The following is a 22,373-nucleotide window of genomic DNA, read 5'->3' as shown; positions in this document are numbered from 1 at the left end:
AAATTTGCATTTATAGAAATCCTGACAATTTATTGTCAGGATTTTTTGTTTTCAGAGACCCGAAAAAGCTCTTCAAGATGACGTTTTAAATCCCAACTATAACGTTATAATTGCTTATTTAGAAAGATTCTTTGCGAAAATAGATGTAAAAACTTACTTGCTTTATAACATTGAATTTCGACTTTGTTAAAGAAAAGATTTTTAAATATTAATAATTCATTATTTTAATATTAAATTGATTTTTTGGCAAAAACAAGCACTGAAAATCGTTTTTTAACAATAATAATTTTTGAAAAGGCTTGTTCTATTAAATTTTTTTTAATTATCGTCTTTAATGCTTAAATTTGCCTCAAAAAAATAAATCCGCTTTTATTATGAATATTTATCAGGATTACATTCAAGAAATTGAAGAAAGAAAAAATCAAGGGTTGCACCCTAAACCAATCGATGGAGCTGAATTATTAAGCGAAATCATTTCCCAAATTAAAGATGCAGATAACGCACATCGCGAAGACTCTCTTAAGTTTTTTATTTACAATACATTACCTGGTACTACAAGTGCTGCAGGTGAAAAAGCAAAGTTTTTAAAAGAAATTATTCTTGGTCAATCAGTAGTAAAAGAAATCACTCCAGCTTTTGCTTTTGAGTTGCTTTCACACATGAAAGGTGGACCATCTATCGAAGTATTATTAGATTTGGCTTTAGGTAATGACGCTGTAATTGCAAAAGAAGCGGCGAAAGTACTAAAAACACAAGTTTTCCTTTACGAAGCAGATACAGATCGTTTGGTAGAGGCATTCAAAAATGATAATGCAATTGCAAAAGAAATCCTTGAGAGTTATGCTCAAGCTGAGTTTTTTACAAAACTTCCAGAAGTAGCAGACGAAATTAAAGTGGTTACTTTTATTGCTGGTGAAGGTGATATTTCAACAGATTTACTTTCTCCAGGAAATCAAGCTCACTCTCGTTCAGATCGTGAACTTCATGGTCAGTGCATGATCACTCCTCAAGCGCAACAAGAAATTAAAGCGTTACAAGCACAGCATCCAGATAAAAGCGTAATGTTAATCGCTGAAAAAGGAACAATGGGAGTTGGTTCTTCTAGAATGTCAGGTGTAAATAACGTGGCGCTTTGGACAGGAAAACAAGCAAGCCCTTATATTCCATTCGTAAATATTGCTCCAATTGTTGGTGGAACAAACGGAATTTCTCCAATTTTCCTAACAACTGTTGACGTTACTGGTGGTATAGGTTTAGACCTTAAAAACTGGGTTAAAAAAGTTGATGCGGAAGGAAATGTTATTCGTAACGAAAACGATGAACCAATTCTTGAGCAAACTTATTCTGTTGCTACAGGAACTGTTTTAACTATCAATATTAAAGAGAAAAAACTTTATAACGGAGATCAGGAATTGATCGACATTTCTAAAGCATTTACTCCTCAAAAAATGGAATTTATCAAAGCTGGTGGTTCTTATGCTATTGTATTTGGTAAAAAACTTCAAACATTAGCAGCGAAAGTTTTAGATGTTGAAGCTCCTTTAGTGTATGCGCCTTCAAAAGAGGTTTCTCACGAAGGACAAGGTCTTACTGCTGTTGAGAAAATCTTCAACAAAAATGCAGTTGGAATCGCTCCAGGAAAAGTATTGCATGCTGGTTCTGACGTTCGTGTAGAAGTTAACATTGTAGGTTCTCAAGATACTACAGGTTTAATGACTGCTCAAGAATTAGAATCTATGGCTGCAACAGTAATTTCACCAATTGTTGATGGTGCTTACCAATCTGGCTGTCACACTGCTTCAGTTTGGGATAAAAAAGCGCAGGCTAATATTCCTAAATTGATGAAATTCATGAACGATTTTGGTTTGATCACAGCTCGTGACCCAAAAGGTGTTTATCATGCAATGACAGACGTTATCCACAAAGTACTTAACGATATCACTATTGATGAGTGGGCGATCATCATTGGTGGTGACTCACATACAAGAATGTCAAAAGGTGTTGCTTTTGGTGCTGACTCAGGAACTGTTGCTCTTGCATTGGCTACTGGAGAAGCTTCAATGCCAATTCCAGAATCTGTAAAAGTTACTTTCAAAGGAGATATGAAAGGGTATATGGACTTCCGTGATGTGGTTCATGCTACTCAAGCTCAAATGCTTCACCAATTTGGAGGAGAAAATGTTTTCCAAGGAAGAATTATTGAGGTTCATATTGGAACATTAACTGCCGATCAAGCGTTTACATTTACTGACTGGACTGCAGAGATGAAAGCTAAAGCTTCTATCTGTATTTCTGAAGATGATACTTTGATCGAATCATTGGAAATTGCTAAAGGCAGAATCCAGATTATGATCGATAAAGGAATGGATAACGAGAAACACGTTCTTCAAGGATTGATCAATAAAGCTGATAAGAGAATTGCTGAAATTAAATCGGCAGAGAAACCAGCTTTAACTCCAGATGCAAATGCTAAGTATTATGCTGAAGTTGTAGTTGATTTGGATCAAATTGCTGAGCCAATGATCGCCGATCCAGACGTAAACAATGCTGATGTTTCTAAACGTTATACTCACGATACAATTAGACCATTATCTTTCTATGGTGGAGAGAAAAAAGTAGATCTTGGATTTATTGGTTCTTGTATGGTTCACAAAGGAGATATGAAAATCCTCGCTCAAATGTTGAAAAACGTAGAGGCACAAACAGGAAAAGTAGAATTTAATGCTCCTCTTGTAGTTGCTCCTCCAACTTATAACATTGTTGATGAGTTGAAAGCAGAAGGTGACTGGGAAGTTTTACAAAGATACTCTGGTTTCGAATTCGACGATAATGCTCCAAAAGGTGCTGCACGTACAGAATACGAAAACATGCTATACTTAGAGCGCCCAGGATGTAACCTTTGTATGGGTAACCAAGAAAAAGCGGCAAAAGGAGATACTGTAATGGCAACTTCAACTCGTCTTTTCCAAGGTAGAGTTGTAGAAGATAAAGAAGGTAAAAAAGGAGAATCATTGCTTTCTTCTACACCAGTTGTAGTTTTGTCTACAATTTTAGGAAGAACTCCAACATTAGCGGAATATACAACTGCGGTTGAAGGTATTAACTTGACTAAGTTTGCACCTTCTAATAAATCGTTAGTAATGTAATCTTACGATTATTAATATATCAAAAGCCCGAGCGATAAACTCGGGCTTTTTCTTTTTTAACTCTCCTATTTTTTGTAACTTGTCATGTTCAAAATAAAATAAAAAAACAAAAAATAATATAGAACTTATGGCTTTTGATATCGAAATGATTAAAAAAGTGTACGAAAACATGCCAAATCGTGTTGATAAAGCACGAGAGATTGTTGGACGTCCACTTACGTTGACAGAGAAAATTTTATACAACCACCTTTGGGACGGAAGTCCGACAAAGGCGTTTGGAAGAGGAGTTGATTATGTTGATTTTGCACCAGATCGCGTAGCTTGTCAAGATGCAACTGCTCAGATGGCATTATTGCAGTTTATGCATGCTGGAAAATCTAAAGTGGCAGTTCCTACAACGGTTCACTGTGATCACTTGATTCAGGCAAAAGTAGATGCTGTGACTGATTTGGCTAGAGCAAAAACACAAAGTAATGAGGTTTTCGACTTCTTGTCTTCTGTGTCTAATAAATACGGAATAGGTTTCTGGAAACCAGGAGCTGGAATTATTCATCAAGTTGTACTTGAAAATTATGCATTTCCTGGCGGAATGATGATTGGTACCGATTCTCATACTGTAAATGCAGGTGGATTAGGAATGGTGGCAATTGGTGTTGGTGGAGCAGATGCTGTAGATGTTATGTCTGGAATGGCTTGGGAGCTCAAATTCCCTAAGCTTATTGGGGTTAAGTTAACAGGTAAATTATCTGGTTGGACTGCTCCTAAAGATGTTATTCTTAAAGTTGCAGGTATTCTTACTGTAAAAGGAGGTACTGGGGCAATCGTTGAATATTTTGGAGAAGGCGCTACTGCTATGTCTTGTACTGGTAAAGGAACTATCTGTAATATGGGAGCTGAAATTGGAGCGACAACTTCAACTTTTGGTTACGATGATTCAATGAGTCGTTACCTTCGTTCGACAAATAGAGCAGAAGTGGCTGATGCTGCGGATAAAATTGCTCCTTACTTAACTGGAGATCCAGAAGTGTACGCTAATCCAGAAAAGTACTTCGATCAAGTTATTGAGATTAATTTATCTACATTAGAACCGCACTTAAATGGTCCTTTTACTCCAGATTTGGCTACTCCTATTTCTAAAATGAAAGATGAAGCGGTTAAAAATAATTGGCCTTTACAAATTCAAGTGGGTCTAATTGGTTCTTGTACAAACTCTTCTTATGAAGATATTTCTCGTGCTGCTTCATTGGCAAGACAAGTTGCTGATAAAAATTTAAAAACAAAATCACAGTTTACAATCACTCCGGGTTCTGAAGTTGTCCGTTCTACAATCGAAAGAGATGGTTTTATTGATACTTTCCATAAAATTGGAGCAACAGTTTTTGCTAATGCCTGCGGACCATGTATTGGTATGTGGGATAGAGAAGGAGCGGAAAAAGAAGAAAGAAATACAATTGTTCACTCTTTCAACCGTAACTTCTCAAAACGCGCAGATGGCAATCCAAATACGTTAGCCTTTGTAGGGTCTCCAGAGTTGGTTACAGCTTTGGCTATCGCGGGCGATTTAAGTTTTAATCCATTGACAGATAAATTAATCAATGAAGATGGAGAAGAGGTAATGCTTGATGAACCAACAGGAGATGAACTTCCTGCTAAAGGTTTCTATGCTGAAGATCCAGGTTTTCAAGCTCCAGCAGAGGATGGTTCAAACGTTCAGGTAGTGGTTAATCCAGCTTCAGAGCGCTTGCAGTTATTAGCTCCATTTGATGCTTGGGATGGTAAAAATATTACAGGTGCTAAATTATTAATCAAAGCCTTTGGGAAATGTACCACAGATCATATTTCTATGGCCGGACCTTGGTTGCGTTTCCGTGGACACTTAGATAATATTTCAAACAATATGTTGATCGGAGCTGTAAATGCTTACAATCAAAAAACGAACTCAGTTAAAAACCAATTAACTGGTGAATATGATGCTGTTCCTGCAGTAGCTCGTGCGTACAAAGCAGCAGGAGTTCCGTCTATTGTAGTTGGAGATCATAACTATGGAGAAGGCTCTTCTCGTGAGCACGCTGCTATGGAACCTCGTTTCTTAGGAGTTAAAGCGGTATTGGTAAAATCTTTTGCTCGTATCCATGAAACCAACCTTAAAAAACAAGGTCTTTTGGGGTTGACTTTTGCAAATGAAGCAGATTATGATAAAATCCAAGAAGATGACACAATTAACTTCTTAGATTTAACAGAATTTGCTCCAGGAAAACCATTAACTATTGAGTTTGTTCATGCAGATGGCACAAAAGATATTATCTTAGCAAATCATACATACAACGAAGGTCAAATAGGCTGGTTTGTTGCAGGTTCTGCATTAAATTTAATTGCTGCTGGAAAGGCTTAATATTTAGATTTTATATATTGAAAAAGCTCTGTAAAAACAGAGCTTTTTTTGTTTTGGTGCAAAATTTATAGATAAAATTAATTCCTGTTTGCTAAATTATTTTCTGATAAAACCCTAACTCGGTAAGGTCGTGTAGTGTCAAACTCATCAATAGAGATGCTATACACTTTTGATGAAGGAGAGGTATAGTAATTGGTGAAATCATATCCTCCAATAATGTATAATTTGTCATTAGTAAAATGCATTGCGGCAGATTTTAGCTCAAGCTTAATATAGTACTCTTTGATTAGCTTCGATTTTATATTGTAAACGAGCAGTTTTCCATCTTCAAACATATAAATAGTTTCATCATTGAATGTAACTGATGGATTTTCGAATCGACAAAGCAAAGTTGCTTCACTTTTCCAGCTTTCATTTGTTAAATCAAAACTTTGAATTTCAGAAAAGCTTCTATTGTTGGTATTACCAATTGTAAATATTTTATCACCAATCAAAACTCCCTTTACTTCTTGGGCTACGGGCATTTTTTCTAGCTCATACCATAGACCAGAAGTTAAATTGTACAAATGTACTTTATCAGTAAAAGTTTTTATACCACTTTCAGTCGATCTTATTGAGCCACCCATAACAATGATGTTATCCTTATAGGTGAAAGAAGCAAAGTTTATAGCTTGATGTGGATTTGTTTTATCAATTGCAAGGGTATTTGTGTTTAGATCAAAAACTTCAATTTCGTTATCTAAATATTCGCGTTTTTTAATGAGCGGCGTTTTTTTTCCTCCTAAAATATAAAGTGTATTGTTATAAAAATTTACATTATGATAAGCCCTTTTTTTTAAGTTTTGATTCGATTTCTCCCACAAATCTGTTTTTGGATCATAAACAAATAGATTTCCCTTGAAGAAAATTCTTTCAGCAGGATCGCCTCCAAGTTCTAGAAGATATCTATTTCCAAAACCAGGGTCGCTAAATCTGGTAGGATCACCACCGATGTTTTTTCCTTTAATAGTAGTTAAAATATTCCATTGTTCGCTATTATCACCTCCAACAACATAGATCTTGCCATTTGCTAATACAGAACCAAAAGAATAAATGCCATACTCTAAAGATGATCGTTCGGTAAAGTCAAGTTTGGATTTTAATTTTGACCATTTGGTATTGTTGATATTTACATTCTTTAAGGTTTCAATATCTTCTTCAAGCAAAATAGTATAATTTGATTTTTTTAAATCTATAACTGAAATTTTTGTTGCAATGTATCCGATATGGGAAATTTGAAGAGTATCGTTTGCATTTATTTTTTTATTCAATGCAAATTCTCCTTTGTTGTTTGTTAAAGTTCCAATTTGAGTGCCCAATGCATATATATTGGTGTCTTCTATTGGTAAATTAGTGATTTTGGATAGAACAATTCCGCTTATTGTTTGCGCATTTGTAATAAAAGGCAATAAGAAGATAAGGTATAGTAGTTTTTTCACAATCGAATATAAATTTATTTTGTTTGAAAATTCTTTTAAAAATACAAAAAAAATGGATCCAATTTTTCAGGTAAGAATACTTAATAGAGGTAATTTTAGTGTTAAAATATTTGAGTAAATATAATAGGTGCAGAATTTTTTACTTCATACGTTTTGTAAATGTTTCTTGTTTTTAAGTTTTAATTATGTCTTAAAAGGCATAAAGATTAAGATTCTTTGATATTCAATAAAAAATGCCTTGTATTTACAAGGCATTTTTTATTTTGATATTTTACATTTGAACTTGTTGCTAAAACTAGTTTCTTTGTGCGACATTATTTTGTGATAAGATTCTAACGCGGCTAGGTCTTGTGGTTTCAAGCTCATCTATAGAAATGCTGTATACTTTTTCTGATGGAGTTTTTATATATGTTGTAAATGTGTGGCCTCCAATAATGTATAATTTGTTATTTAAAAAATGCATTGTGGCTGATTTTAGCTCAAGCTGAACGAGATACTCTTTAATTTGCCTCGATTTTACATTGTAAGCCAATAATTTTCCATCCTCAAATAGATAAATTGTGTTATTGTCAGAAGCGATTGCTGGATTTTCTAAACGTGAGAACAAAGTTGTTTCGTTTTTCCAAGTTTCGCTTGTTAAATCAAAACTCTGAATTTCAGAGAAACTTTTGCTGTCAGTATTGCCAATTGTGAAGATTTTATCTCCAATCAAAACTCCTTTTACCTCTTTAGCCTCAGGCATTTTTGCTAGTTCATACCATAAGCCAGAAGTGATATTATACATGTGGACTTGGTCAGTGAATATTTTTTGATTTTTTTCATTTGATTTTATTGAGCCACCCATCACAATAATGTTGTCTTTGTAAACGAAAGAAGCAAAATCTGCAGCCTTATGAGGATTGGTTTTGTCAATTGCAATGGTTTTTTTGTTAATATCAAACACTTCAATTTCATTATCTAAATATTCAATTTTTTTGTTTGTAGATAGTCTTTTACCTCCTAAGATATAAAGTGTGTTATCGTAATAATTTATATTATGATAAGCTCTTTTTTTAAATTTTTCAGCCGATTTTTCCCATGAATCTGTTTTTGGATCGTATATTAATAAATCGCCATTGTAAAAGTTTTTACTGCCTTGAAAGCCTACTAATTGCAAGTACTTTTGTTCAAATTTAGGATCTTCACTATCTATGCCTTTTTCTTTTAAAGTGTGTAACGCGTTTGATTCTTCACTGCTATCACCTCCGGTCACATAAATCTTATCATTTATTACTGTAGAGCCAAAAGAATATATTCCTGTTTCTAAAGATGCAAGTTGGGTAAAATCAAGTTTCGATTTTAATTTCACTTTTCGACTTGTAATGTCTACATTACTTAAGGTTTCAATATCTTCTTCAAGCGAAATAGTATTGTTTGATTTCTTTAAATCTTTAACCGCAATTTTTATTGTGATGTAGCCAATATGAGAAACCTGAAGCGTATCGTTTGCTTTTATCTTATTATTTAATGAAAACTCCCCATTCTCGTTCGTTAAAGTTCCAATTTGAGTGCGCAATGCATATATATTGGTGTCTTCTATTGGTAAATTGGTGTTTTGAGATTTAACAATTCCGCTTACAGTTTGCGCATTTACAATAAAAGGCAGTAAAATGATAATATAGAGTAGTTTTTTCACGATAATAAGTTTTTGGTAAGGTTAAATTTAATCAAAAAACATGTCTTTTTTATAAAAAGCTGCTTTTCAAAAAGTTGGCTCAATTTCTATGCCGAGGCTGTTAATTTGAAGTAAAATAATTGTTAAAAATATCGATTTTTTTGCTTTAATAAGTTAAATTCGCCTTTTAGGCAATATATTTGTCTTTTTTGAGTTGAGATTAATGTGAAATTTAAAGAAAGTGTAAAAACTTTAATAATAGAGTATGGTTTATCGGTTAATAATAGTATTGTTTTTTTTCAGTGTTGGAGCTTTTGCGCAGGATAATTTTATTAAGCACAAAATTTCAAAAGGAGAAAATCTTTCAGTTATTGCTAAAAAATACGGGGTGAAAGTAAAAGATATTGCAGATGCAAATCCAAATGCACCTAAAATATTAAAATTAAATTCGACACTCTTAATTCCAAATAAAAACAAAAATACTGCAAAGGCAAAACCTAAAAATGTTGAAGTTGCTGTAGCTGATAATTATAATGCTCCATCTAATACTTCAGGAATTCATGAAGTGGCATCTAAAGAAACGCTTTGGGGAATTGCTAAAAAATATAATCTTTCTGTTGATGATCTAAAGAAAGCAAATCCGCTTTTAGAAAAAGAAGGCTTAAAAATTGGACAACAAATTGCCATTCCTTCTAATAATGATGTGGCTTTGGCAAATGAAAAGCAACCTGAAACTTCTACTGAAGTCATTTCAACAGATGTGGAACTTGTGAGGGAAGTTAAGGCTAAAGAAACAAAATATGGTATTTCGAAGGAATATGGTATTACGGTTGCTGAGTTAGAACGCCAGAATCCTTCGGTCAAAAGAAAAATGCCAGTTGGATATCTATTAAAAATTCGTGTTCCAAAAGAAAAAGCAGATGCAATTCAGGCAACGCAGACGCCACAAGAACCAAACGTTCAAACAGATGTTGCTTCTAATCAAGTAGCAGAAACTCTTCCAGAGATAAAAAAGGATTCTTCTTTTGTTAGAACAATAGGAAATCATTCTGAGTTAATAGAACAGCTTATTGCTAATGCTACTGGAAATATCGGAACAAGATACAGGTCGGGTGGTACAACTAAAGCTGGTTTTGATTGTTCAGGTTTAATGATTTGCACATTTAATAACTTTGATATTAAATTGCCAAGAAGTTCTATAGAACAATCACGTATAGGAACAAAAGTAAGTGCGGAAGAAGCTCAAAAAGGAGATTTGATTTTCTTTAGAACTAATGGTCGACGCCACATAAACCATGTGGGAATGATAGTAGAAGTAGCAGAAGGAGGCGAAATTAAATTTGTTCACTCATCAACACACGGCGGAGTAATTATTTCTTCTACAAAGGAACCATACTACACAAGAGCTTTTTCTCAAGTAAATCGTGTTTTAAATTAAACCTGAAGAAAAGCATTCGTCAATATTTCTAATCTAAAGGGTTTATTCCAGAAGTCAGACACATATTTGTTTGCTTTAACTTTTTTAATTTCATCAGTATCCAAAGTTGAAGAAAGCACGAAAATTTCAGTTCTTGCTTTTACATCTTCTGGTAATTTGTCAAATTCTTCCAAAAATTCAAAGCCATTCATTATAGGCATTTGAATGTCTAAAAGAATAATCAGCGGATTTGTGGTCTGATTCTTTATAAGCCAGTCAATTCCTTCTTTTCCATTATTGGCAATACAGACAGGATTAATATCGAGCCCTTTTTTAAGCAGTTTTTTAGTGACAAATTGGTCAATCAAATTGTCTTCTATGATTACAAATTGAGATCTATATGGCATATGAATTTGGTATTGTTACTATAAATTTACTTCCAACACTGCTTTCTGAAAAAACAAAAATGTCTCCTCTAATATTTTCAACGGCTTCTTTTACAATATATAAGCCAAGTCCAGAACCTTTGTTTTTATTTGTTCCAAAATACATGTCGAAAATATTAGCTTTATGATCGTCATGAATGCCTATTCCGTTATCTGTTACTTCAATTTTATTTAAACCTTCACTAAAATAAGTTTTTATTGTGATAAACATTTCTTGTTTGTTGCAATCTGCATATTTTATAGCATTGGAAAGCAGATTGTTGATAATGATTTTTAAGCGGAGACCATCACTTTCGATCTGATCGACCATAAGTTCTTGGGTAAATTTAATTCTGTTTGCATTTTCAATATGCATTAACTGTAGAATAGCTTCATTGCATAGCTCTTTTAAACTTACTGGTTCCATGATCACTTCTTTTCTTTTGTTTTTAGAGTAATCAATAATATCGCTAATAAACTGATCTTGTCTGGCAAGACTTTGATGCATCATTTGGAGATAAGTTCGAACTTGCTGCACATCATCCTCCAATGCTGTAATTTCAATAAGTCCCTTTAGTGAAGTTATCGGTGATCTCAAATCGTGCGAAGCACTGTAAACAAATCGGTCCAATTCGCGATTTACAATAATAAGATTTTCATTTTTCACGTCAGTTTCTTTCTTTGAAACCAATAATCTTTTGACCATAATCGAATAATACATGCAAACGCTACAAATGATAATCAAAATGAAAACGATGTTTGTAATAATTAAAAAGTCTTTTATTTTTCGAGTTCCTTCTCCTAATGTGTTTGAAAAATTGCGTTCATTAATAGTTAGTTGATCGCTTATTGCACTAATTTCTTTTAAGTATTTTTTTTGATCTTCAGGAGTTAATAAATTATGCTTGATTTTTGCGTTAATCTGTTGTCCAATGACAAACAAATTGAAAATTAACTTATCTCCTTGTCCCCATTCGTGTATAGCTTTAGATAAAAAGCTTACATTTTTGAAATTTTCAAATAGCCAAATAATATCGTCTAAGTCATCTTCTTTATTTCGTCCAATTAAAAAACCTTCTCTAGCAACTTTATTGTCTCCAGCTTTCAAAAGAGTAATTCTTGCAATGCCATCTCCTTGAGGTACTTTTAATTCCTCTAGATATAATTTCCATTGAGTGGGATTCTTGGTAAATAAATACGTAATTAAATGTCTTGAGGCATCTTTTTGTCCTTTTGAATAATGCGATTCACCGTTTACATAAGCTCTATTGGCAGATAAGATTTTAATAGTAAAAAAATTGATACATATTAATAGGGCACATGATATAAAAACTATTAAAATAAGAATGAAAACATTTGGAAAACGAAAGTTTTTTAAAGCTTGCAATTTAGACATAATCTTAAAATTAGTAGGTTAATAAAAAAGTGCCTTATGCGTGTTTTTTTTAGCGAGAATAAATAATTATGGGCTAAATTGATCTATTGCTAAAAATTAAACACTTGTTAAAATATTTTGTTTTTATAAATGCTATTGAAATCATTATCTCAAATATAATAAAAATTATCCTATAATTTTTGTAAAAAATAATCATGAAGAAAAAATATTTTCTATTTATTCTTTATTTTGTTTAACGTATTGGTTTTTAGAAACTTGTCTTATTTTGATGGAATTTTTAACAATTTAAAAAATTAAAATAAGAGATTGTGCAATCAATTTTGAGTAGAAAAGGAGAATCAGAGAAGACTTAGGACAGAAAATAATAATGCTTTATTTTGTTTAAAGATTACGGATTGATTTTATCGTTTTTTTGTTAGAATTTAGCATAAATAATCAATCTTCTAAAAGCATATATCGATGGGACAGTTGGGAAATATGTGTCTATTCTATTCTTAAATTCTGCTGTTAATAATGCAAACTCTTGTTCTTTTAATCTTTCTTGATAAACAGTTAATGCTGAGCCTGAAATAAAATCGAAAAAGTCATCTTTTTTATTGGAAATTAATGGGTAAACTTTCTCATAAAGAGTCAAATCTTTGCCACCATTTTCGAAAAGGATTTTAGCATATTCATCTAAAGTAAGTACGGGAGAAGGACGTGTCCAGTTTTTAAGGTACGATGCAAAAGGCTCTTCTTGCACCAGTTGAAAAAGTATTTTATTAAGAATGTTTTCATTTTGCTGTGGCATTTGGACTGCTAGTTGCCCGCCTGGATTGATCCGCGAAATAATTTTCGGAAAAAGGTCATTATGATTATCAATCCATTGCAATGCTGCATTCGAGAAAATTAAATCCCATTTGGTTTCGTCTTTAATTTGTTCCAGAATTGTGTTTTCTTCAAATTTAAGATTTTCATGGGTGGGTGCCTTTGCCAACATTTCTGCAGAATTATCAATGCCAAGAACAGTTGGATTGGTGAGTTTTTGGAACAATTTTTTGGTAAGCTCGCCTGTTCCACAGCCTAAGTCAATAACTTTAAGATTGGGTTTGTCAATAATATGACTTGTAAGATCATCAAAAGGTTTAGAACGTTCTTCTTTAAATTCGTTGTATTTTTTAGGATCCCAAGTCATGATGTTGTTTTTATTTAAAATTAAGTAAAAATTCTAATGCTTCAAAACAAATGATAAATGTAGTTTCTGGAAAGTTTTTATCTTTTCAAGTAAGTATTTTGCTTACGAATTCAAGCGCTCAATTATATAAAAAAAAACTGCAAAAATATTTTGCAGTTTTTCAAATTCTATAAATTAAAATTATTCAGATGTTTCAAGTGGTCCTAGTGTAACTACAGTTGCTGTTGTAGTAGGACATCCGTTATTGAAATAAAATGTCGCTGAACACGCTATGTCTGGTGAACATTGTTGATTACGAAATGGTAAATTTATTTTGTTGTTAGTTAAAATATATGGGTATGTTAATGTACCTTGACTTTGGTTGTATAAGCTACTTGGATTGGTAACCGTAAATTTAGTTCCGTCTGACAGGCTTAGGTCTATTTTAGTAATATGTTCCCAAGTAATTTTGCAATTATTAGCAGTAGGAAGTGCTATTTCAAGGCTTCCTCCAGCGCTTCCCGTGCCGCTTCCTCTACAAATATATGATGCAGAAAGAATTGGGGTACAGCAAGCCAATTTTGTCACATTTACAGTTGACTGGCAAAATGAAGCTCCAGGTCCAGTTCCTCCAGCGGTAATCTGCCCTCCTGTAAAATTATTTCCAAATTTGACCGTTATTGTTGATCCGGTATTTGAAAGTAATTGAATGTTTACTGGGTCGTTTGTACTCCATTGGATATCACTTGGAACTCCAGTAGTATTTGTATAAGTGTATGTTACTTGCGAACCTGCAAAAACTTCAGAAGTTCCTGCAACTGATATTGATGGACTTGTAATATCACAGGTAGTTTGTGCTGCTTTACTTGTTAGTGAATTAGTTTTGGACTCTTCTTTGGAAGTTTTCGCAGTTTGTTTCTCGTTCTCATCATTTGAGCAAGCAAGAAAAGTTGCGCTTGTTAGCAGTGAAATGAAAGCAATACTTAGATAAATTTTTAAATTTTTCATAATTTATTATTTCCCTTTTGTGACATAATTGCCTTTAACGACGAAAACTTTAGGTACTAGATTTGGGTTAAGTTGTTCCGCCTTCCAAATTTTTAACTTTAGATTTTACAATCCGCTCAATAATTTATTTGCAGCCATATCAAAGTACCTGAAATTACTATTGAAACGTTAGGTTAAATTTCTGAATTTATTAATTGATTAAAGCTTATATTTTGTTTGTGATAGCTGAATATTTTGTAAAAATATACCTCTGTATGTCTCAAATTTATGTAAATTAAATATTACAACATTACGTAAAGCCGTAAAGAGTAAGTTTTTATATGGTTTTTTTATCTTTTTTAAAAAATTAGCAGTGAAGATTAAGATTTCAGAAAAAAGTATATCTTTAGCCAACCTAAACCAATAAAAATGCAAGAAAACGACCAAGAACATTTTAAAAGAGAACTCGGCCTCTTAGACGGAACCATGCTTGTGGTTGGCTCTATGATCGGATCCGGGATATTTATCGTAAGCGCAGATATTGCCCGACAAGTAGGATCGGCAGGATGGCTTACATTAATCTGGCTTTTGTCTGGATTTATTACTGTTGTAGCAGCAGTTAGTTACGGCGAATTAAGTGCGATGTTTCCTAAAGCTGGTGGCCAATATGTTTACCTGAAAGAAGCCTACAACAAACTAATAGCCTTTTTATACGGCTGGAGTTTTTTTGCTGTTATTCAGACAGGTACTATTGCAGCTGTCGGAGTAGCTTTTTCTAAATTTGCTGCTTATTTGTATGAGCCCTTAAGTGACGAAAATATTCTTTACGAATTGGGAGCTTTTAAACTGAATGCGGCTCAGCTGGTTTCGATTTTTACAATTATTGTGCTAACTTTTATTAATAGCCGTGGTGTTAAAAACGGAAAAATTCTGCAAACCGTTTTAACAATAATTAAAATTTTATCTCTTGTTGGATTAGTCATTTTTGGATTAACGCTTGCTGCGAAATCTTCTGTTTGGGATGCTAACTGGGCAGATGGATGGAGCACAAGAACATTTGATAAGGAAAGCGGTTCATGGCTTCCAATTAGCGGAACGGCTTTAATTTCTGGAATTTCAGCAGCAATGGTAGGATCATTATTCTCTAGTGATGCTTGGAATGGTGTAACTTTTATCGCTGGTGAAATTAAAAATCCGAAACGAAATGTAGGTCTTAGTCTGTTTCTAGGGACTTTTATTGTGACATCTCTGTATGTTGTGACAAATCTTATGTATTTGGCTGTAGTTCCGTTTGATGAGATTGCAACAGCAAAATTCGATCGTGTTGCAGTTGTAGCTTCAGATTATATTTTTGGAAATGTCGGAGCGTTGATTATCGCAATTATGATTATGATTTCTACTTTTGCCTGTAACAACGGATTAATTATGGCAGGTGCGAGAGTATATTATACTATGGCAAAAGATGGTTTGTTTTTCAAAAAAGCTGCTACTTTAAATAGTTCTAGTGTTCCGGCATGGGCACTTTGGGCACAATGTTTTTGGGCATCTGCCTTGTGTCTTACAGGAAAATATGGTGATCTGTTAGATTTTGTAATTATCATTGTATTGATTTTCTATATCTTGACGATTTACGGAATTTTTATTCTTAGAAAAAAGATGCCAGATTTAGAAAGGCCTTATAAAGCATTTGGGTATCCGTTTTTACCAATGCTATATATCATTGTAGCGACAGCAATTTGCGTATCGCTATTAATTACAAAATTCTCAACTTGCGGATGGGGAGTATTAATTATGCTAACTGGAATTCCAGTTTACTATTTGACAAAGCCAAACGAATAATATTTTTAAGTTGAAAAAACTACTTAATAAAAAAGCATCTTGATTTTTCAAGATGCTTTTTTATTTTAAGCATGGCTTAATTATCAGAAAGATCATTAGTAATTCTTTCTTCTGTTGGTCTTAGGAAAAGAAGGTATACAATTAGAAGAATTCCGAATATTATAAAATCGGGGTTAAGAAATAAAATGATAAAAGCAGCGCCTTCTAAAACTGCCCAGCGCATAATTGAGGCTATTTGATAAATTGGCAGTTTATTTTCGATTTTTAGTTTCGGATCAATTTGTTTTAATTGAGCCTTAAATAATATACTGCTCAAAACAAAGGCTAGAACTGGTATTGCAAGATAAATTATGGAAGCAGAATCAATAATAGGGAAGTGTAATTTTTCTAACGAAAGATCTCCAATAATGAAATAAGCAATAATTGTTCCTGCGCAAATACCAAAATGAATAATCTGTAGAGCTCTAATTTTTTCGGTCATGATGTGGTTAGATTTGAGGTTGATTATGCAAGTTAAGGCTAATTCTTTTTAAATAAATAAATTATGATTGCATTTTGTCGAATAGAATAATCTGTAAACAAAAAAAGACACTATAATTAGTGTCTTTTGAATGTAAATAATCGTTGAAAACTTAGTTATATTGTAACTGGTTCATCAACAGATTTTATAGTTGAATTAATAATAGACAAAGTAATTGGATCAGTTTCTCCAGAGAAGAAAGCGTCCAAAATTTCCTGAAATATAGGATTTGCATTCTCAACTAAAGAAAACAAAGTCATGCATGAACGTAATTTTCGAGCATCTAAATCTCCAAAAATCCCATCAGCTGATTTCATTTTAAAAGTTAATAATAATTCTGAAATCTCGATTAAATGTTTTCCTAAAATTGGATGTTCCAAATAATCTGTAGCTTCTTTTAAGTCATTAATGGCATAAAGATTTGCAGTATCGCTTTTTCCTAAGCCTTTTATTTGCGGGAAAATGAACCACATCCAGTGTGTTTCTTTTTTCCCTTTACTGATTTCAGAAAGAGCGGTAAGATAAAGTTTGTTCTGTGCGTCTAAGAAACGCGCTAAATCATTGTTCGAATAAGCCATTACGGTGTTGTATTTTAAAAAAGGTTGCAAAAATAGTAAAAAAGATAGGTTTTGCCTAGTAAAAGGTTCATATAGTGCATGTTTTAACTTTTTAAAGAAGGAATATCTTACGTTGTTTTGAAGAAAAAATACTTCTTTTTAAAGATTCAATGCAATAAAAATCAAAGATTTCGATTGGTTCTTCTAAAGGTAAGATTGATCCTTGGCAAAACATCGCGAGCTGTTTTCGGAACTTGATGCTGCCAAAAACTATTAGTAGTTCCAGCCATCAGTAAGAAAGATCCATGATGGAGCGGAATCTCAATTGGCGGAATTTCTTTCCTGAATTTATGGCGAAGTTTAAACATTCTTGTTTCCCCAAAAGTAACAGAAGCAATAACAGGATTTGGTCCCGTATTATGTTCTCGGTCGCTATGCCAGCCTACACCATCATTTCCGTTTCGATATAAATTGAGCAGGACGGCATTAAAATCAAGTTGTGTTTCTTTTTCCACACGTCCTCTAATTTTTAATAATTCATAAGTCCAATCTGGACCTTTTGGATCTGCGCCTTCATTATCTTTGTCTTCGTACCATGCAATCATTCTAGGAACTGTATAAGTTTTATCGTAAACTTCCATTTCATGTTCTCTCCATTTGGTCTTGCGAAGTATTCTCTCATAAAAAGAATCAGATTCTTCTTTGGTGAAGAAGTTATCGATTAAAATTAATTCAGAATCTGGAATGTCAAATATTTTTTTTCCTCCCAAACCTGTAGTAAATAATTCGGTGTCGCTAAATAGTGTCATAATTTAGATCTTAGTTTTACAGCTCTATTTTATTTGTATTCGGTTTAGGAAACGAAAAGTTGTTTATTAAAGAATACTTTACGAGGATATTTTTCGGCGTAAGCAAAAATTAACTGATCAATATATTGATTGCTTTTATATGGTGTAACGTAATTTTTAACTTCATCAGAATCGTTGATGGCTACATCTCTTGAAATATATCCCATTCCGTAAAAATGACCGTTTTCTATCCAGATACAACTTCTTTCGTCTGCAGATCGTCCCTTGTCTATAATGGCAAAACTTGGTCTGTTATTCAATAAAAAAGTAATGGCATTATCGACTTGTTCATTGTGAAGCGAAACATCTGGCAATTCTTTTATTTCATTGTTATAGAAAAAATCACCCTCTTCAGGTCTTGAATATTTACAGAAGCGATGGTCAATTTCAAATTGTTCTGCAAGACTTCGCAAGAAATGAATACCAGTATGTTGGTTGTTGAATTCATGAATACAAGTCTGAAATTTGCTCATTTTCCCGATTGCCAGATATTTATAGCCATTTCTGGCTTCGTATTGATAAATGCCAAATTTGGCTTCAAAACGTTTTAAAGCTCTGTTGTAAGTTGGCCAAAGTTTTTTGATTTCAGTACATTCTAAAAGAAGCGCCATTAATTCGGTTGCACATACTTCAAAGGAAATTCCGTGAATATCTCTTAAAAAATGTTGCCTTTGCGGTTTAATGTTATTTCCTGTAAAATGTGAAGTGACACGTTTTTTTAAGTTAATTGCTTTTCCAACATAAATTACTTTTTTAGCCTGATTATAAAAATAGTAGACACCAGGTTTATCAGGTAAATTATTAAAATCGTCTGCAGGAAGATTTGGAGGTAATCGTTGATCTTCTGCTGTTTTTTTGATCATTTTATCAATTTCTCCAGCATCATCCCATTCCAATAAAAGTGAAAATAATAAAGCTGTGGCATCGGCATCTCCACCAGCGCGATGTCTGTTTTCTAAAGATATATTTAAAGAATTACAAAGATTTCCTAAACTATAAGAACCCAATCCAGGCTTGATTTTTCGAGCAGCACGAACCGTACAAAGCTTATTTGCCGACCATTTAAAACCCGCTTGTTCCAGTTGGTGATGAACGAACGAATAATCAAAATTGACGTTATGTGCAACGAAAATTCTATCTGTCAGCATATCTAATACCTTCTCTGAAATATCATCAAAGATTGGCGCATTGGCTACCATTTCGTTGTTAATTCCTGTTAATCCAAAAATAGAAGGAGGAATGTCCTGTTGAGGATTTACAAGTGTTTCATAACGATCCAGCACATTTTTACCATCATGAATAATGATCGCAATTTCTGTAATGCGGCTGCCACTGGCATTTCCGCCTGTGGTTTCAATATCGACTATAGCATATTCCGTATTTTTCATCTTTATATAACGTAAGTTGTTCTTTAGTTATTTAAAATTTAACACATAGGTTAAAGTTAAAATGGCGTCTCTACAAGCTAAAAACTATTTTTCTATGTGTTAAATCATTGTACTCATTTAAAATTTCATTCGATGTCTCGGCAGATTAATTTCATGTCCTTGCGGATAAGGCGCTCGATGCGTCAAACTCACATCTTCTTTTATCTGATTTTGTGTTTTATATTGATCTTTTGAATCCATATAACGCGGATCTGGAATAAAAGGCATTTTTGCCATTTTGAGAATTGTAATGGTCGGGAAATGATAATCGACCTCAACATTTCCTAACAAAAGATAACAGCCACCTCCCTGAAATGGATGTTTAGCAAGACTATCTGGAAAATGTGCTGTATCAAAATAAGTGCCTTCATGATCGATCCAGGTTCCAAAATACATGGTGCCTTTTTTTGTTGGTACGTGTTTTCTGGAAATGAGATACGCCAGCATTCTGACTTGTTTTTTATGATATTGAACCAAATCTTTCGCCATGACATCTCCACGGTGTTTGGTTTGTAAAAGATCGAAAACAGTGCACGAAACAGGAAAACTTAAAAGCTCAATTTCATCAAAAGCATCTTCAAAAATGGAGCGTTCCAATTTTGGAAGCTTGTATTCTTTAACGGGTTCTTGCAGTAATTTTAAATCTCTATTTTCAGGTTTAAAATTATTCAACAACAGACTGGCTGTTACCAAAAGCTGATTTTTGGTTTTTCCTGTAAAACGAAAAGCATCAATAAAAATCAGAGTTTTAGCGCCTTCAATCCCAATTGGAATTCGGTTGATAAAATCTTCCAGAGAAGTAAAATCTCCTTTTTTATTTCGATCTTCTTCAATCAAATGAGCGATTTTAGATTCCAGACTTTGAATGTGCATAAAACCTAAATAAATATCGGTACCATATAAAGTAGTTTGATATTCGCTTTTATTCACACACGGATTATGAACCGTTCCGCCAGACATTCTTGCTTCGTGTACATACACTTCAGTTCTGTAAAATCCGCCTTGATTGTTGATTACCGCTGTCATAAATTCTACAGGATAATTGACTTTCAAATACAAGCTCTGATAACTTTCAACCGCATAAGAGGCCGAGTGTGCTTTGCAAAAAGAATAACCCGCAAAAGACTCAATCTGGCGGTAAATTTCCTGACTTAAAGTTTCAGGATGCCCTTTTTGAGCACAGCTCGCAAAGAAATTATCTTTTACTTTTTGCAACGCTTCTAAAGATCTTCCTTTTCCCGACATGGCGCGACGCAGAATATCGCCATCAGGAGCGGGAAGTCCGCCGTAATGTTGGGCGATTTTAATAACGTCTTCCTGATACACCATAATTCCATATGTTTCGCCAAGATGTTCTCTAAAAACTTCATGGAAATACTCAAACTGATTTGGGTTATTATGACGAAAAATATACTCCTTCATCATTCCAGATTGTGCAACTCCAGGACGAATAATAGACGAAGCGGCAACAAGAATTTTATAATTATCACAATTCAATCGGCGTAATAATCCACGCATTGCTGGACTTTCAATATAAAAACAGCCAATCGTGTTTCCTTGCGCTAGATAAACATTGCACGTAGCTTCATCTTTAGAAATCGAAGTATTGCGAATGTCAACTTTTATACCTCGGTTTTTTTCAATTAGTTTTACGCTGTCATCAATATGTCCGATACCGCGTTGGCTTAGAATATCAAATTTGTCAAAACCAATTTCTTCGGCAATATGCATATCAAAAAGCACGATCGGAAATCCTTTTGGTGGCATTTCTAGTGGTGTATAATTGGTAATTGGTTCTTCAGAAATAATGATTCCGCATGCATGCATACTGCGCTGGTTTGGGTATTTCTGCATCATAAAACCATATTCTTGAACCAATTTCACAATCTTATTTGTAGGATGAAGTTCTTCCGGATTTTTTGCCAATACATCTAATTCTTCTTTCGGAAGACCAAAAACTTTTCCAACTTCCCTGAAAATAGAACGGTATTTAAATTCGACATTAGTTCCGCAGAAAGCAACATGATCACTGCCATATTTTTCGAATATATATTCTAAAATCACATTACGTTCCTGCCAGCTCCAATCAATGTCAAAATCGGGCGGCGTTTTACGGTTCAGATTTAAAAAACGTTCAAAATACAAATCAAGTTCTATTGGACAGATATCAGTAATTCCAAGGCAATAAGCAATAATGCTGTTGGCACCGCTTCCTCTTCCAATGTGCATAAAACCTTGACTGTTGCTATATTGAATAATATCCCAAGTAATTAAAAAATAACCGCTGAATTCTAATTCGTCAATAACTTTTAATTCTTTTTCTACGCGAGCTTTTGCTTCAATATTTTCGTCTCCATAACGTTTTTCAAATCCTTCCCAAGCTAATTCGGTCAGTTTTTCTAAATCTTTTTGACGGTTTTCAGTATAGAACTTTTTATTTCTTTTAGCTGAAAAATCATATTGAAAATTACAATCGTCAATGATACGTTGTGTGTTCAAAATGATTTCAGGATATTTTTCATAAAATGGTAGAATCGATTCTAAAGGTTTCATCATATCAGAAACTTTGCAATAATCCGCTTCGGTAAGTTTTGACAGAATAATATTCGTGTCAATAGCGCGAAGTACTTTATGGAGATTATATTCTTTTTTATTGCTAAAAGTCACAGGCTGTAAAACCACCATTTTGGCAATTTTATTTTTATGTTTTGAAGTCAGAAGACTTGAAACTTCCTCAGGACGAACTCCGATAAATTCATTTTCATAAAGTGTTTCGGGAGCATTCTCTAAAGTATAAATCACAAAAGCCGATTCAAATTTTGGAGCTCGTAAAGGCAGAGTTTCTCCGCTGAAATTATGTTCCGTTAAAAAACGATTCATTTCAGCCAAACCTTTTGCGTTTTTAGCCAAACCAATATATTTGAATTGATGATTACAACGAAATTCCATTCCAACCAAAGGCTTAATTTCGTTTTTTTTACAATCTCTTATAAAATCATAAATTCCAGTTACCGTATTAATATCAGTCAATGCCATTGCTTTTACGCCACAAGAAACCGCTAGACCAACAAGATCTTTCAACGGAATCGTGCCATAACGCAGAGAATGATAAGAATGACAATTAAGATACATGG

15 protein-coding genes are annotated in these 22,373 nt (G+C 33.5%); 4 read left to right on the top strand and 11 right to left on the bottom strand.

Annotation, left to right across the window (positions count from 1 at the left end; all coding sequences use genetic code 11):
* The first annotated feature begins 374 nt into the window (after positions 1–374).
* Positions 375–3,146 carry a bifunctional aconitate hydratase 2/2-methylisocitrate dehydratase gene (locus JC605_RS17885; protein ID WP_198857518.1) on the top strand — a complete coding sequence of 924 codons (2,772 nt, stop codon included), beginning with the start codon at positions 375–377 and terminating at the stop codon, positions 3,144–3,146.
* A gap of 127 nt (positions 3,147–3,273) precedes the next feature.
* On the top strand, positions 3,274–5,538 hold the full coding sequence (locus JC605_RS17880) for an aconitate hydratase (RefSeq protein WP_198857517.1): 2,265 nt from the start codon (positions 3,274–3,276) through the stop codon (positions 5,536–5,538).
* A 77-nt stretch (positions 5,539–5,615) separates the two neighbouring features.
* Here JC605_RS17880 and JC605_RS17875 read toward each other — a convergent pair whose 3' ends face one another.
* Both JC605_RS17875 and JC605_RS17870 read right to left on the bottom strand, forming a co-directional pair.
* Positions 5,616–7,016, bottom strand: coding sequence for a carboxypeptidase-like regulatory domain-containing protein (locus JC605_RS17875; protein WP_198857516.1), 1,401 nt, complete (start codon positions 7,014–7,016; stop codon positions 5,616–5,618).
* A gap of 295 nt (positions 7,017–7,311) precedes the next feature.
* Positions 7,312–8,691, bottom strand: coding sequence for a carboxypeptidase-like regulatory domain-containing protein (locus JC605_RS17870; protein ID WP_345157495.1), 1,380 nt, complete (start codon positions 8,689–8,691; stop codon positions 7,312–7,314).
* Positions 8,692–8,935: 244 nt separating this feature from the next.
* On the opposite strand from JC605_RS17870, the gene JC605_RS17865 reads away from it, so the two are divergent.
* A complete protein-coding gene (locus tag JC605_RS17865) occupies positions 8,936–10,108 on the top strand; it encodes a peptidoglycan endopeptidase (protein ID WP_198857515.1) in 1,173 nt (390 codons plus the stop codon).
* Here JC605_RS17865 and JC605_RS17860 read toward each other — a convergent pair.
* From JC605_RS17860 to JC605_RS17845, 4 genes are all read right to left on the bottom strand, one after another.
* Positions 10,105–10,494: a response regulator gene (locus JC605_RS17860; protein WP_198857514.1), complete on the bottom strand. Its 390-nt coding sequence runs from the start codon at positions 10,492–10,494 to the stop codon at positions 10,105–10,107. The genes JC605_RS17865 and JC605_RS17860 overlap by 4 nt on opposite strands.
* Positions 10,484–11,908 carry a HAMP domain-containing sensor histidine kinase gene (locus tag JC605_RS17855; RefSeq protein WP_198857513.1) on the bottom strand — a complete coding sequence of 475 codons (1,425 nt, stop codon included), beginning with the start codon at positions 11,906–11,908 and terminating at the stop codon, positions 10,484–10,486. The genes JC605_RS17860 and JC605_RS17855 overlap by 11 nt, the downstream gene beginning before the upstream one ends.
* Positions 11,909–12,323: 415 nt before the next feature.
* Positions 12,324–13,082 carry a methyltransferase domain-containing protein gene (locus JC605_RS17850; RefSeq protein ID WP_198857512.1) on the bottom strand — a complete coding sequence of 253 codons (759 nt, stop codon included), beginning with the start codon at positions 13,080–13,082 and terminating at the stop codon, positions 12,324–12,326.
* A gap of 180 nt (positions 13,083–13,262) precedes the next feature.
* A complete protein-coding gene (locus tag JC605_RS17845; RefSeq protein WP_198857511.1) occupies positions 13,263–14,069 on the bottom strand; it encodes a hypothetical protein in 807 nt (268 codons plus the stop codon).
* 408 nt (positions 14,070–14,477) lie between these two features.
* Here JC605_RS17845 and JC605_RS17840 point away from each other — a divergent pair, with 408 nt between their 5' ends.
* Positions 14,478–15,887, top strand: a complete 1,410-nt coding sequence (locus JC605_RS17840; protein WP_198857510.1) for an APC family permease — start codon at positions 14,478–14,480, stop codon at positions 15,885–15,887.
* Between the two features lie 76 nt (positions 15,888–15,963).
* Here the strand turns inward: JC605_RS17840 and JC605_RS17835 are convergent, their stop codons facing one another.
* The 5 genes from JC605_RS17835 to JC605_RS17815 all read right to left on the bottom strand — a co-directional run bounded on the left by JC605_RS17835 (position 15,964) and on the right by JC605_RS17815 (position 22,371).
* Entirely contained in the window at positions 15,964–16,368 is a 405-nt protein-coding gene (locus JC605_RS17835; protein ID WP_198857509.1) for an MFS transporter, read from the bottom strand.
* 155 nt (positions 16,369–16,523) lie between these two features.
* Entirely contained in the window at positions 16,524–16,985 is a 462-nt protein-coding gene (locus JC605_RS17830) for a DUF1810 domain-containing protein (protein ID WP_198857508.1), read from the bottom strand.
* Positions 16,986–17,146: 161 nt separating this feature from the next.
* Positions 17,147–17,773 carry an alpha-ketoglutarate-dependent dioxygenase AlkB gene (locus JC605_RS17825; protein WP_198857507.1) on the bottom strand — a complete coding sequence of 209 codons (627 nt, stop codon included), beginning with the start codon at positions 17,771–17,773 and terminating at the stop codon, positions 17,147–17,149.
* 44 nt (positions 17,774–17,817) lie between these two features.
* Positions 17,818–19,200: an exonuclease domain-containing protein gene (locus tag JC605_RS17820; protein ID WP_198857506.1), complete on the bottom strand. Its 1,383-nt coding sequence runs from the start codon at positions 19,198–19,200 to the stop codon at positions 17,818–17,820.
* A 117-nt stretch (positions 19,201–19,317) separates the two neighbouring features.
* Complete coding sequence (locus tag JC605_RS17815) at positions 19,318–22,371, bottom strand: DNA polymerase III subunit alpha (RefSeq protein WP_198857505.1); 3,054 nt, start codon at positions 22,369–22,371, stop codon at positions 19,318–19,320.
* Between the last annotated feature and the right edge of the window lie 2 nt (positions 22,372–22,373).

This window comes from Flavobacterium sp. IB48 (assembly GCF_016405855.1).
In the GTDB taxonomy this organism is placed as follows: domain Bacteria; phylum Bacteroidota; class Bacteroidia; order Flavobacteriales; family Flavobacteriaceae; genus Flavobacterium; species Flavobacterium ginsengisoli.
This window is presented reverse-complemented; position numbering and strand designations above follow the sequence as displayed.